This is a genomic window from Lysinibacillus pakistanensis, assembly GCF_030123245.1.
Taxonomy (GTDB): Bacteria; Bacillota; Bacilli; order Bacillales_A; family Planococcaceae; genus Lysinibacillus; species Lysinibacillus pakistanensis.
This window is the reverse complement of the sequence record NZ_CP126101.1, coordinates 2,316,085-2,329,095: the sequence shown is the minus strand read 5'-3', so window position 1 is coordinate 2,329,095 and position 13,011 is coordinate 2,316,085. Positions and strand designations below refer to the sequence as shown.

Here is a 13,011-nt window from a genome sequence, read left to right as displayed (position 1 = left end):
CCTGATTATCAGCTAAAAAAACCACGAAAGCTTTTGCTCACGTGGGTTCTCCTTTTACATTATCAAAGCTGTTATCTATTGCTTTCATAGACATCCATTTTGGTTAATCCCATATCTTCATAAGCTTTAATCCATTTTAGTGGATTTTTGTGATAGTCCTTATACAAACAATCAATACCAAGCTAATTACCGTTGTACATTTTTGTGTTTAGAGTTGCAATAAGTATTTTGCCTCTTACAATTTCTTCCTGAAGCAAGACCTATTACTAGGTTGTTTTACAAAGCTTTTTAAAATTTTTAGAAAAAATTTTTTGTGCTAGTTGCTCTTTTGCTGGATGAATCCCAAGTAATATCACAGTACAAGGCCCAGCACTTTTCTCAATATTTAAGACACTTTCAACCTGTAATTCACCAAAAAGTCGGTTAAACTCTGCTTGTAGCCCCTTTGAACCGACAGGCCAAACTTGCTGAACAATTTCCTCTTTCCATGCATGATAAATAGCTTGAAGCTGTGCAACATCCTCGGGCTGCGCAAGGACTTCATTGCCTACAAGTGGCAGTCCATACGTATACCAACGAAGGTGCTCATACTCATAGGATGTACGTTTTTGCGGCTCACCAAGCATTGTAACCGCTAAGGCAGATTGTAATGTCGGCATATTGGATTCTGTACTACCATCTATCTGAGGGCATATTAGACCAGCCTCCTCAAAAACCTGCTGTATACCTACTACATAATGAGACCAAGCAGCATCCCCTGAAAAATTTGCTAGTATAATATGCGTAGGTAAAGCATTTGCTGCAAGCTGCTCTAAAAATGTCACACGCGCTGTAAAGTAAGCCGTGAGCTTATCTGAAGCTGACACAATATCTTGTGGCTTTTCACCAATTGCTGCAGCATTATCTGTAGTCGCAATAAGCCCGCCTATTTTAACTGCATTTCTCAATGTACTCGCCCACCCTTACGAACAAACACCTTAGAAAGTATCGGCATGACGACGGCAACAATAACCAAATTAATAAGCGTTGCTAACGGAAGACTAGTCAGCGATGCCCAGTAGAATGCTGGACTTATGATAAAATAAAATGGTAATGGTGCTACCACACCGTTTAAAAAAAGTGCTACAGGCCATTTCCAGAAATGCAGGCCTTTTTTATGCATTATTCCAAATATCCAAACGACAATAAACATTTCTACTGCGATGATAATATGTAATGGTCCAAATGGGAATCCAGTCGTTAAAGCTGTAATAAAATGCCCAATGCCTCCTGCAACTCCTGCTAATACCGGCGATAAAAATACGACACTTAAAAATGCAGGTGCAGAGTCCAATGCAGCAGTCGATATAATTGCTGGAATTTTAATCACCGCTCCAACAGCACAGATAGCGGCTACCATAGCAGTGAACGTCAATTTCGTCAATCTTTGTCGATTCATTCCATTCCCTCTTTTCTGTCTTATTTAATTTGCTCTGCGATACCGTACCATATACGTATGACACGTTCTGCTTCAGCAAATAAAGCTTGATACAATCGCCCACAAGTATCACGTAATAATCGTGCCTGCTTTTCCATCGGCACAACCCCGCGCCCCATATCAGTAACTATAATATACAATGTCCTATTTTCCTCTAGAGCCTGTAGTCTTGTTAACATGGCGTTGACAAGAGCCTCATCCTCCTCAAGATTTTGTGTGACAAGCCACTTTTCAAGACCTTTGATAACTAATACATCACATTCAGGAATAGATTCAGGTAAATAACCATCAACTAATACAGCCTCTTGATCTTCAAGCAATGTCATAACATAGTCGGTTTTTCCATTATAGGCTCCTCCAATAAAGACATGCATCTATTTCCCTCCTCCCAAGCTTTTCTTGAAAATGTTAAAGTAAACATTTTATCATGTGGCACATTGTACGTCCAAAAGGGCTGCTCCACTGGGGCAAATTCTACAAGTAATGCTCGAATAACGCCACCATGTGCAACCACATAATAGTCATCTTCATCCCTTGGTAGCGCAGAAAAACCTTCTTTCACACGCTGACAAAATGCAGCAAAGCCTTCCCCATTTGGTGGTGGAGACAAAACAGGATTGTCTAACCATGCACAATACCTGTGATCAGATTTTAACTCCTCATATGTTTTTCCTTCGAACTCCCCAAAGTTGGACTCTCGAAGTCGCCAATCAGTTATGTAAGTAGCATTCGGAAAATAATGAGCAGCTGTTTCCCTACAACGTCGCAAATCACTGCCATATACTTTCATAACATTTTTATCTACAATCGATAGTTTAGATATATCAGCTAATGCTGCGTCCGTCCAGCCAAGATAACGTTTTTCCAAATTCTCTTTTGTTGGTGCATGCCTCATTAAGCGCACAATAACAGTGTTATCCACAATACTACCTCCATTCCCTCAATGGAAGCGCCTAATAAATCACCAGAAACGCCACCAAAGTTGCGCATTGTAAATTGTCGGAAAACCACAAGAGCAATAGCTAAAACCACTAGAAGCACAATTGGGACAAATGCTAAACCTGTAATAAGGAAGACGATTGTATATGCGACCATTAATGTGATAAGCATGAAACTAATTAGTACATATTGCTTAATATGGGATTTAAAAAAGTAGGCCAGCCCTTTTTCTTTTGAACATTTTAGTGACATAAAATAAAAGCTCATGCCTACTCTCGTTAATAAAGGGATAAAAATAAGCATCCAAAGTGCGAACTTATGCTGTACGAGTAATTCATGCAGTATGACAAATTTTCCAAGCACTAAAAATAACACGGAAAGCACACCAAATGCGCCGACACGCGGATCATCCAAAATTTCCAATCGCTTCTCACGATCCCGATACGAAAAATAAGCATCTCCCATATCAATAAATCCGTCTAAATGTAAACCTCCAGTGAAGAAAGCGAATAGCCCAATAATCACAAAGGACAGGAATATTTCACTGCTTGCCGTCCATTCCGTTAAGCTATAGATCACTGCCGCCGTTGCCGTACCTATTAATGCACCTACCCATGGCAAAAAGGCGAACATCCCTGTAACAGTTCCTTTTGTTAAAGTTAGTTCCTTATGTACCGGCAAAACTGTAAAAAATTGAAATGCAAGTAATAGGCTATGCCAGAAATTTTTCATCGTCTTGCCTTCCTTCATTTTAATTTCAAGGATATCATTTCCATTTTTTCACGATACTATAATTTACTTCATAGGCTTCCGCTGCCATCGAAACAAACCATTGATGGAAATTCCCTAGCATTTGTCGGTATAATTCTACCTCCTCATTAAGATACGGAGGCTCATCAAATAATTCATTGGATACAACTATAAGCGTGATCTTTTTGTTAAGTAATGATTGTACAGCTATTTTTAAATCACTTAGCTTCTTCTCTAAGCAGCCAGGTTGCTCTACACATGACTTTCCTTTATCAAAGCCCTCATAAAAAGCATTTGTCAGCCATGTTGTGACGCAATCCCATAAAACGACATCGCCATCTCTTAGACCTTGGAGCGAATCTGCCATCTTATATGGGGCTTCAATCGTTAGCCATTGGATTCCTTGAGATTGCCTATCAGCCTGATGACGCTGTATTCGTTTCTCCATTTCATGATCCAGCGCAATTCCTGACGCAATATAAACAAGACGCTGTGCTTGCATCGATTCCGTATAATAATGCGCAATCGCCATTTTTTCTGCAAAATGGGATTTACCACTGCGTACTCCACCAGTTATGAAAATCAATGGCAATGTAAACACCTCCTATTGCAGATGATAAATCGTGCCTATCTCTTTCACATGCCATTGCTGTTCAAGGTGTTCCATTATGGTAACGCTTGTCCCGTTGATAAATGGCTCTGCCCATAGCTGATCTATACTACGATCTAAAATGGCATTAATCATGCATTTAATTGTGACTGCATGAGAGACAATTAAAACATTGTCTTGTGGGTATTTTTCTGCAATTTTCTTCAGCGTAAACATTGCCCGTTCTGTCACCGCGCCAAAGCTTTCGGTATGAGTAGCAACAAACTGAGCTGGATAATTCGTGTATAATTCATACTCTGAGCAGTGTGTTTTTATAATATCCTCCATCGTTTTACCTTGCCAGTCTCCTAAATAAATTTCTCGTAAATCATTTTCATAAAAAATTGGGAGCTGGCGATCAACAACAAGTATATGCAGCGTCTCCATTGCTCGACCACTTGAACTACTAAATGCTGCAGCAAAAGATATATTTTTTAAATATTTTTGTAGCTTTTCTGCATGTAAAACACCCACTTCGGTTAATGGTGAATCTAACCACCCCTGTAAACGATGCTCCTTATTCCACATCGTTTCACCATGTCTTACTAGATAAAATGTTGTCACTCTTCTCACTCCTAATTTGCTTTAAACCAAGTCTGCAAACAGTTATGTAAATAAGTCATAGCCGTAATATCTTTTATACCAATTCGGAACCATTCGCCATTTAATCCTAAAAAGTTATTAGTATGGCGCAGCACAACACCCTTCGATAAACAATACGTAAAAAAGGCATCTGCTGACTGATTTTTAGGTAATGCAAAACATATATAATTGGTTACACTATTCGTCACCTGACAACCGTTTTCTTGTAAATAACCTTGTAATGCTTCTCGCTGGTTTCTCGCATAGGTAATAGCTCGCTGACAATAGTGTTGTTCATCTAAGCAGCCTGCGCCTATAACAAGAGCAAAGGCATTTAAATTCCAATGAGCAAGCATGCCCTTTAGCTCTCCTACAACAGCTGGGTCCGCAACTAAATAGCCCAATCGCAATCCTGGAATAGCATACATTTTTGTCATCGAACGTACAACAAGCACATGAGGGTTTTTCGCTACATGTCCGATTAAAGAGTACCCCTCATCCACCCAGTCTATAAAGGCTTCATCAATAACAAGCTCACAATTTACGCTTGCCCCATGAATAATTAACTGTTCTAGCTCTACTTTTTGAGGTAGCACACCTGTCGGATTATTGGGCGTACAAATATAAAGAGCATCTGCATTTACCATTTCTCGCTTTAGTTTCTCCATCGGTAATGCATATTGAACAATATCCTCTACGATAATCGGCACAATATTTGCGCCAACTGCTTGCAATGTTCGTTCATATTCAGAGAAAGTTGGATGAACGATGATAACACGCTTACAAGCATAGCGTCTAGCCAATACAGTAAAAAGCTCAGATGCCCCATTACCAAGTAAAATAGAATCTTTTATCACATGATGAAAAGCTGCAACCTTTGTAAGGAATGGCTCACCATCTGGATCAGGATATCGTTGAATAAGCGGATAAAATGTTCGCCAGCGTGCCTCCACAAACGGAGGCGGCCCTGCAGAATTAACATTTTCGCTAAAATCATAGACATCTTCTGGCATAACAAGCCCTAACTGCCGATAGACATTTTGTGGATTCGCTCCATGATTAGGTAATTGCAAATATTAACACCTCCACTGCTAACATAACAAGTGTAAAGAGCAATGTCGCTATTCTCATATGTATAACGGATGTAGCGATATGCTCCTTGGTTAAGGGTACTAATTTTTCCCCCATAATTGCTCGGTGTGAGACAACCCCTTGGTAGGAGTTTCTACCACCTAGCTCTACCCCTAGCTGCACAGCTGTTGCTGCCTCTAAATAGCCACTGTTAGGACTAGGGTGCTTCTTGGCATCCTGTGCCCAGCGTTTTAAACGTTTTCTAAGGGATACATCTGTTTCATTTTTTGTACCCAATACAATGAGTAGACCTGTGATACGACTCGGAATAAAATTAAGAACATCATCGAGCTTCGCTGAGAACATGCCAAAGTCTTTATATTTATCATTTTTATAGCCAACCATTGAATCTAATGTATTTACAGCCTTATAGCCCCACAAACCAATGGCACCAAATAAAAAAGCATAGAATAATGGGGCTGTTACACCATCACTTGTATTTTCTGACACGGTTTCCACGACACCACGCACAATCTCATCCTCACCTAGATTATCGGTGTCTCGTCCAACAATCCAAGACAGCTTCATACGAGCTTCGGCAAAATCCCCCTTAACAAGCGGTTCATATACTGCCATCGCAGCCTCCTTTAAGCTTCGCTGAGCCAGTCCAATTCCAATAAGAAGCCCTTCCACCACAATACCCAATAGCAAGCTAATTTGGTAGCTAACTAGCAGTATAGCTGTGACAACAAACATGGTTGTGCCCACAACAGCGAGTGCCATGACCATGCCGCGGAATTTTCTCATTTTCCCTTTATTCCATAATTCCGTTTGAGCTTGAATAAGCTTTCCAATCCAACGAACTGGATGAGGCAGTTTAGGAGGATCACCTACTAGTAAATCAAAAACAAGCCCAAGGATACAGGCAATGACCAATGCCAACATCACAAATTCTCCTCTTTATCTTTTTTATATTTTTGAATCGCCTCTCGCATTGTCACGTATACACCATGACCTATAACTTTTCCTAGCATTGTAATCGGGCCCGCATATTGATGGTACTCCCCTTCTTCTGTCGAGGCAATAAGCAAACTATCTGTTGAGGTTCCAGTAGCCTGTGTACCAGTTGTAGGGTCAATAATACCTTCATCAATAATGGCCTTAACCTTTGCCTCGGTTGTAGAAATCATCGCCTGAAATAAAGCTTCATCTGATAGCTTTCCATTAATCATGACCCAAGTATTAATTGTGCCCGCATAATATTGCTCCTGCCGATGATAGGCACGCGTAATATCTACGGCATTGCCGAGACCAGCCGTTATCATAACAACTAGGTGGATTCCTTCAACGGTAAATTCCCGAATTGTTGCAAATTTAGCATAGACAGCAGTCATCATTGCCACTGTGTTATCAATTGGAAAACCCTCTTTATGTATAAATTGTTGTAATTCCAGATGTGGCTTCCGTTCATCATACGTCTTCGGCACTGATCGATTCATGAAATGTGTAAAATAGCCAAAGCCTGGATTGTGCATAGCTGAGGATACCACTTTCATCGGTGAAGCTGTTTGTAGAGCAACGTAATGTTCGAAAATATGAATATCTTCCTTACGAAGTACGGGCATTACCTAAAGCCTCCTACTAAAATTAGAACCATTCTTTATGACGATTACAGCCATAAAAAAACAAATTCTTACAAAGAAGAATTTGTACTGTCCAATTTTTAAATTAATAATAAACTTCAAATTTGAAACTTCTGAATTTTTGTACAGCATTACAACTTCATACTACTCAAATTATTTATTTTCTTTGAAATTGTATCATAAATTTATGTTTTAAAACAATTTAATTTCTTGATACACTTATTGTCTTTGTTTTAAATTTTTAAAACGAATAACGGACCCGGCAATGATAAATACCCAGCCAATTCCGATATAGACAAATTTCATAGTTTTTGTCGAGGATGGTAAAACATCCATGATTGTTAGACAAACAAATAGTATCCCAACCACTGATAACAGCATACCAATTGATAAATTTTTCAATAGAAAGCCCTCCTATCTATGTACGTCCTCGATTTTACCGTATTCTAGCTAAAAAGAAAACACTAATCCAGGTAAGGATTAGTGTTTATTTCCTTATGCTTGCACATGTGCAAAAAATTCTCCATAAAGTGCTTGTAAAATTTTGTTTTCAAATTCTTGGAGCACACCAAATACTAGACTTACTTCTGATGAACCCTGATTAATCATCTCTATGTTTGCACCAGTTTTGGAAATCGCAGTAGCAGCACGTGCCGCTAAACCTGTATTGTTCCGCATACCTTCGCCAACGATTACAATCATTGAAAAACCATGACGCATTTGCACATCATCTGCCTGCAATTCATTTTTCACGCGTGTCAAAATGCGTGCTTCATTTTCTGGTGTCAATTGATTGGAACGCATAATAACAGAAATATCGTCTAAGCCAGACGGTGTGTGTTCATATGAAATATTTTCATCCTCTAAAATCTGTAACAGCTTACGGCCAAAGCCTACTTCACGATTCATTAAATATTTAGAGACATATAAAGTTGAAAAGCCACTGTCTGCCGAAATACCTGTAACTGGACGACCTGTTGCAGGACGGCTTGGTACGATACGAGTACCTGGGGCTGATGGATTATTTGTATTTTTTATGTTAACTGGCACCCCAATCTTATAGACAGGCATCAGCGCTTCATCATGGAACACGGAAAAGCCTGCATAGGATAATTCGCGCATTTCGCGATACGTAATTTCTTTAATTTCCACTGGATCATTCACGACTTTCGGATTCGCAGAGAACACACAATCCACATCCGTAAAGTTTTCATAAAGCTCTGCCTCTACAGCTGCTGCGAGAATAGAGCCTGTAATATCGGAGCCACCACGGTCAAATGTACGCAATACGCCCGCTTTAGTGTAACCGAAGAAACCTGGGAACACAATAATTTCTTTTGTGTTTTTGAGTGGTGCTAAATTGATATAAGCCTCGGGTAATGCAAAAGTGCGTTCTGGTAAATCATTGACCACCAAACCCTCTTTTGGACTTACATATCGCGCTGGCATACCAATCGAATTGAAATATGCTGCGATAAGCTTAGCATTATTGTCTTCACCTGCCGCTTTAATGCTATCAATAAATAATTCCTCATTGGATTTATCACCCTGTACACGCTCACGTAGATCCTCCGCAATCACGTCACAAATGGCATAATCTAATGCCAAGCCATCTGCAATTGCCTTAAAACGGTTGACAACAGTTTGGATTTTCTCTTCAGTATCTTCATTTTTTACGGCTGCCATTGCTAAATGGATTAATAAATCAGTTACTTTTATATCATCCCCAGAGCGTTTCCCTGGCGCTGAAACGGCAACGATTTTACGTGCCGGATTAGATTTTACAATGTTTGCTACTTTTTGAATTTGTTCTGCACTTGCTACAGATGTTCCACCAAATTTACATACGATCATATCTATCAAATCCTAACTTTTTGAAATAATTGTATTCCTCCAAAAAACAATTGAATGTACACAGTGTACAAATTATCGTTCTCCACGTCAATACAATTTAAAAAATTCACGCAATTTACCGAGAGAAAATGGACAATTTTCGCACTGTTTGATTTATTATACGGATTTCATACGAAATAGTTAAGGTTTTTACAAATATTTTTTGTGAAATTCATATAATCGTACAATTCTTCGTCTGAATCAGCTTAAATCATCGAATTTCCGGAAATTATCGTCATTAGGACATGTGTTGGCTTTACAAAATAAGTTGCAAGATTCTTCCCTTGATTTTGCTCCCTTTTTGACAGAAATGTTATGGCTTTCTTCTATATAAATAAAAGAAAACGCTTACCTCATTATGATATGCAGAGAAAATAGTGATGTTTGTGCTATTTTAAACATTAGCAATTGGAGCCGAGCGATTCTTTGGATGACCTGAGCGGCTTTCTCGGGGAACCGAGCGATTTTCTTGGGGACCTGAGCTATTCTTTGACCTACCCGAGCGACTTTCCCGGGAACCTGAGCGATTCTTTGACCTTCCCGAGCGATTTTCTTGGGGACCTGAGCGATTCTTTGGCCTACCCGAGCGACTTTCTCTGGGATCTGAGCGATTCTTTGACCTTCCCGAGCGATTTTCTTGGGGACCTGAGCTATTCTTTGGCCTTCCCGAGCGGCTTTCTCGGGGACCTGAGCTATTCTTTGGCCTTCCCGAGTGACTTTCGCTGGGAACCGAGCGATTCTTTGACCTTCCCGAGCGACTTTCTCTGGGATCTGAGCGATTCTTTGACCTTCCCGAGCGATTTTCTTGGGGACCTGAGCTATTCTTTGGCCTACCCGAGCGACTTTCTCTGGGATCTGAGCGATTCTTTGACCTTCCCGAGCGATTTTCTCTGGGACCTGAGCGATTCTTTGACCTTCCCGAGCGATTTTCTTGGGGACCTGAGCTATTCTTTGACCTTCCCGAGCGACTTTCCCGGGAACCTGAGCGATTCTTTGACCTTCCCGAGCGATTTTTCTCAGAGACCAAGGTATTTTTCGCTCCAATCTATCCCCACATATAAAAAACTAGGCTCACAATTTGTGAAACCTAGTATTCTAATTCTATTATTTTTAAATAGCAGTTCAACCACTATCGATGACTAATTTCTGTCATAAAGCGAGATCTTGATGGAGCCGTCATTGGTGTAACGTTAAACCCTGGGTGTACAGGTTAGTAAAACGAAGTGCGCCTTTTACTGCTGTGATGGGCTTGTACCTGCCATCCCAACGATGCTATCAATTGAAGTGAGCCGCCTCCTGCTTTTTGCATTTCGGGAATAACATATTTCATACCTATGATACAGCCATTTTGGTTAAAGTCCTTAATTTTATATCACTTAGCCATTTCTATGTTGGCAATCATTTTTGGTAAAGAACCATTTGCATTGTTAACTAGTACATCCTTACATTCAAATAAAAAAAATACCCCAATTGATGACGAGCCAAACAATTGGGTGCAGTTCACTAGCTCTTCACAATCGTTCTTTGAGCCTTTTTAATAATTCTCTCTGTTGCCTTTGATGGAGAATCTTTTTGCCACTCGTCACAAAGGTTTTTAACCCAATCTGGTTGCGTTTTACTAGCATCATTTAACCAATTACCAACTGAATCTTGCACATACTTGGACGAATCTGATTTTAATAAATTTAAAATAGGGAGTGCAATGTGTGGCTTTTCTTTTAAAATTTCAATATGCTTCGTCCATACCCCACGAGGACGAATTGATTCCAAGCTGAATCTTCGAATGTTTTCATCTTCGCTTTTCGCCCACTCTATTAGCAAATCTACACTATTCTCTATATTGACTGAAAGGTCCTCTCTAATTGACATCCAGGCAATTTCCCGAACACCAAAATGGCGATCAGCAGCAAAAGGCTTGATATACAACAATTTTTCTTCTAAAGAATAATCATTACTTTTATTCATAAAAGCTGCCCAACATCGTACACTATCCGATACATGATGAGAACATTTCTTGATGATATTCTCTTTGTTAGTAGCACTTTCATCTTTCAGGATTGTATCTAATAAACTTCCAATTAACCGTATTGCCTTCATTCCTGTTTCTACTTTTTGTTTTTCCATTTCACTTAGAATAAATTCCAATTTTTCTTCTAGTCCTATGGATGGTAGAACATTCTTTAATAAGGTCATATGGTGAACCGTTTGCCATTCTGTTAAATTAACACTCTCTATTTTTCCTTGGTTCAGCAGTATTAAAACTTCATTAGGGATATCGCTAGCTTTTCTAGCGCCCTTTCTATTTAAAACATCTGCTAGTACTTTCATTCAATAACCTCCTGAAATTGCTGAATAGTACATCTTCAATTAAATAGATGTCCCTATTTTTTAGTTGAAACTGTACTCACTAGTTTTATCGTAATCTATCATCAAACATTAACTGTATCTGAATGCCGAACGGGTCCTCAATAATTCCATATGCTTTACTAAACACATTATTAGTTAAAGGTACGATGATTCGTACTTTTTCTTCTGTCGACAAACTTTTATAAAAACGTCTAATTTCTTCTAAGTCTGCACTTTGAATACACAGAGAAGAATTATTTCCCACCACATATTTTTGTGAGACATCCATTGTTTCTTCCGCAAGCATTATCTTTGTTTTTCCGATTGCTAACACAGAGTGTGTAATTTTATTCCTATTTTCTTCAGTGAGCTTCAAGGAGCTATCTCGCTTTGCCATATCTTCATAGGTAACGACTAGCAATTGCTCTGCATTAAAATGTTTTTTGTAAAAATCAATTGCATCTCTTGTTTTTCCGTTCATTGATAAAAAAATAGCTACTTCTAGTGTTGTACTCATGGTACCAATCTCCTTTTTTACAATCATTTTAGGTGGATATCTTATTAATTGATATTTACCTTGAATTTATTCTACTATTAAAAGGTATCAAAACATGAAACCTTTATAAGGAGAACTCCATGAAGAAATCAGAACGATTAAATGATATGATCAGATACTTAAATAATCTAGAATACTTTAACTTACAGGATCTTATGACTAAATATAATATTTCCAAGAGTACTGCTTTACGTGATATTAGTTCATTAGAACAATTAGGTATGCCCATTTTTTCGGAGCATGGCAGAAATGGGCGCTATGGTCTTTTAAAAAACAGATTATTATCCCCCATTATTTTTTCTATTGATGAGGTGTACGCATTGTACTTTGCGATGCTAACATTAGAATCTTATCAATCTACACCATTTCATTTAAGTGTTCATAAACTCAATGAGAAATTTGAAAACTGTCTATCTCAACATCAAATAATGCAAATTCATAAAATGAAGAAGGTTCTGCAATTTGAAGTAACTCAACATAAGAATGTCAGTCGTTATTTAGATAAAATTTTAAAAAGTATTCTACATGAGTGTAGCTGCAAAATTCACTATTTGAAAAATAATCAACAAAAAAGTTTTCAAGTACAATTTTTCAAAATTTCTGCGAGATATGGTCAATGGTATGCTACTGGTATAGAGGTCCATTCAAATCAATATAGGGTGTTCAGATGTGATCGCATTACTTCGATTGAAGAAGAATTGACTTCTCATTTTTCAATTGATGAGCTTATTAACCTTTCATTAGAACTTTATCAATCTGAACATCATATTGACTTTGAAGTGGAAATTGCTGTACAAGGAGTGGATATTTTTTATAAAGAACATTATCCGTCTATGACAATAGAAGTGGGAGATCAAACTTTCATAAAAGGCTTCTACAATCCCGGAGAAGAGGAATTTATTGCTAGCTATTTTATGAAATACGGTCATTTTGTTTTATCTGTGCAGCCAGAATCATTAAAGCAAATTATTCAGGCTAAGGTAGAGAAACTCCTCCATTATTATCAACAATTATAGAATCGTTCCATATCGATTGGAGCTTTCTAATTTAAATGCCAAAACGCTGTTAAATCAACGCTTTGGCACCCATTTTCAAACACTCCTTC

General features: G+C 38.5%; 16 protein-coding genes. 2 read left to right on the top strand and 14 right to left on the bottom strand.

Annotated features, from left to right (window positions below):
• Positions 1-266: 266 nt before the first annotated feature.
• The 12 genes from QNH24_RS11175 to QNH24_RS11120 form a co-directional block, all read right to left on the bottom strand.
• On the bottom strand, positions 267-947 hold the full coding sequence (locus QNH24_RS11175) for a hypothetical protein (protein ID WP_283872221.1): 681 nt from the start codon (positions 945-947) through the stop codon (positions 267-269).
• Positions 944-1,438 carry an ECF transporter S component gene (locus tag QNH24_RS11170; protein WP_283872219.1) on the bottom strand — a complete coding sequence of 165 codons (495 nt, stop codon included), beginning with the start codon at positions 1,436-1,438 and terminating at the stop codon, positions 944-946. Before QNH24_RS11170 ends, QNH24_RS11175 begins: the two co-directional genes overlap by 4 nt.
• Before the next feature lie 20 nt (positions 1,439-1,458).
• A complete protein-coding gene (locus QNH24_RS11165; RefSeq protein WP_283872217.1) occupies positions 1,459-1,851 on the bottom strand; it encodes a bifunctional adenosylcobinamide kinase/adenosylcobinamide-phosphate guanylyltransferase in 393 nt (130 codons plus the stop codon).
• Positions 1,800-2,399, bottom strand: a complete 600-nt coding sequence (locus QNH24_RS11160; RefSeq protein WP_283872215.1) for a histidine phosphatase family protein — start codon at positions 2,397-2,399, stop codon at positions 1,800-1,802. Before QNH24_RS11160 ends, QNH24_RS11165 begins: the two co-directional genes overlap by 52 nt.
• Positions 2,372-3,148, bottom strand: coding sequence for an adenosylcobinamide-GDP ribazoletransferase (gene cobS / locus QNH24_RS11155; protein ID WP_283872214.1), 777 nt, complete (start codon positions 3,146-3,148; stop codon positions 2,372-2,374). Before cobS ends, QNH24_RS11160 begins: the two co-directional genes overlap by 28 nt.
• Positions 3,149-3,182: 34 nt before the next feature.
• Positions 3,183-3,767, bottom strand: coding sequence for a bifunctional adenosylcobinamide kinase/adenosylcobinamide-phosphate guanylyltransferase (locus tag QNH24_RS11150; RefSeq protein ID WP_283872213.1), 585 nt, complete (start codon positions 3,765-3,767; stop codon positions 3,183-3,185).
• A gap of 3 nt (positions 3,768-3,770) precedes the next feature.
• Positions 3,771-4,379 (bottom strand): histidine phosphatase family protein, encoded by a 609-nt coding sequence (locus QNH24_RS11145; RefSeq protein ID WP_283872211.1) that lies wholly within the window; start codon positions 4,377-4,379, stop codon positions 3,771-3,773.
• A gap of 11 nt (positions 4,380-4,390) precedes the next feature.
• Positions 4,391-5,470, bottom strand: coding sequence for a pyridoxal phosphate-dependent aminotransferase (locus QNH24_RS11140; protein ID WP_283872209.1), 1,080 nt, complete (start codon positions 5,468-5,470; stop codon positions 4,391-4,393).
• Positions 5,457-6,413 (bottom strand): adenosylcobinamide-phosphate synthase CbiB, encoded by a 957-nt coding sequence (cbiB, locus tag QNH24_RS11135; protein ID WP_283872208.1) that lies wholly within the window; start codon positions 6,411-6,413, stop codon positions 5,457-5,459. The genes QNH24_RS11140 and cbiB overlap by 14 nt, the downstream gene beginning before the upstream one ends.
• Positions 6,413-7,093, bottom strand: a complete 681-nt coding sequence (locus tag QNH24_RS11130) for an adenosylcobinamide amidohydrolase (RefSeq protein ID WP_054771734.1) — start codon at positions 7,091-7,093, stop codon at positions 6,413-6,415. Before QNH24_RS11130 ends, cbiB begins: the two co-directional genes overlap by 1 nt.
• A gap of 237 nt (positions 7,094-7,330) precedes the next feature.
• A complete protein-coding gene (locus tag QNH24_RS11125; protein WP_054771733.1) occupies positions 7,331-7,513 on the bottom strand; it encodes a hypothetical protein in 183 nt (60 codons plus the stop codon).
• A 93-nt stretch (positions 7,514-7,606) separates the two neighbouring features.
• Complete coding sequence (locus tag QNH24_RS11120; RefSeq protein WP_283872206.1) at positions 7,607-8,965, bottom strand: aspartate kinase; 1,359 nt, start codon at positions 8,963-8,965, stop codon at positions 7,607-7,609.
• Positions 8,966-9,430: 465 nt separating this feature from the next.
• On the opposite strand from QNH24_RS11120, the gene QNH24_RS11115 reads away from it, so the two are divergent.
• Entirely contained in the window at positions 9,431-10,147 is a 717-nt protein-coding gene (locus QNH24_RS11115) for a hypothetical protein (protein ID WP_283872205.1), read from the top strand.
• Between the two features lie 360 nt (positions 10,148-10,507).
• Here the strand turns inward: QNH24_RS11115 and QNH24_RS11110 are convergent, their stop codons facing one another.
• Both QNH24_RS11110 and QNH24_RS11105 read right to left on the bottom strand, forming a co-directional pair.
• Positions 10,508-11,332, bottom strand: a complete 825-nt coding sequence (locus tag QNH24_RS11110) for a DNA alkylation repair protein (RefSeq protein WP_283872204.1) — start codon at positions 11,330-11,332, stop codon at positions 10,508-10,510.
• A gap of 85 nt (positions 11,333-11,417) precedes the next feature.
• Positions 11,418-11,867: a VOC family protein gene (locus tag QNH24_RS11105; protein ID WP_283872203.1), complete on the bottom strand. Its 450-nt coding sequence runs from the start codon at positions 11,865-11,867 to the stop codon at positions 11,418-11,420.
• 119 nt (positions 11,868-11,986) lie between these two features.
• Between QNH24_RS11105 and QNH24_RS11100 the strand changes: the two genes are divergently transcribed.
• The gene (locus QNH24_RS11100) at positions 11,987-12,922 is read left to right on the top strand and encodes a helix-turn-helix transcriptional regulator (RefSeq protein WP_283872201.1); all 936 of its coding nucleotides are present in this window, start codon (positions 11,987-11,989) and stop codon (positions 12,920-12,922) included.
• Positions 12,923-13,011: the final 89 nt, after the last annotated feature.

Bases quoted from the DNA above. Each gene is read 5' to 3' on its own strand.
- QNH24_RS11170 (WP_283872219.1), bottom strand. From the start codon at position 1,438: ATGAATCGACAAAGATTGACGAAATTGACGTTCACTGCTATGGTAGCC.
- QNH24_RS11165 (WP_283872217.1), bottom strand. From the start codon at position 1,851: ATGCATGTCTTTATTGGAGGAGCCTATAATGGAAAAACCGACTATGTT.
- cobS (WP_283872214.1), bottom strand. From the start codon at position 3,148: ATGAAAAATTTCTGGCATAGCCTATTACTTGCATTTCAATTTTTTACA.
- cbiB (WP_283872208.1), bottom strand. From the start codon at position 6,413: ATGTTGGCATTGGTCATTGCCTGTATCCTTGGGCTTGTTTTTGATTTA.
- QNH24_RS11130 (WP_054771734.1), bottom strand. From the start codon at position 7,093: ATGCCCGTACTTCGTAAGGAAGATATTCATATTTTCGAACATTACGTT.
- QNH24_RS11120 (WP_283872206.1), bottom strand. From the start codon at position 8,965: ATGATCGTATGTAAATTTGGTGGAACATCTGTAGCAAGTGCAGAACAA.
- QNH24_RS11110 (WP_283872204.1), bottom strand. From the start codon at position 11,332: ATGAAAGTACTAGCAGATGTTTTAAATAGAAAGGGCGCTAGAAAAGCT.
- QNH24_RS11105 (WP_283872203.1), bottom strand. From the start codon at position 11,867: ATGAGTACAACACTAGAAGTAGCTATTTTTTTATCAATGAACGGAAAA.
- QNH24_RS11100 (WP_283872201.1), top strand. From the start codon at position 11,987: ATGAAGAAATCAGAACGATTAAATGATATGATCAGATACTTAAATAAT.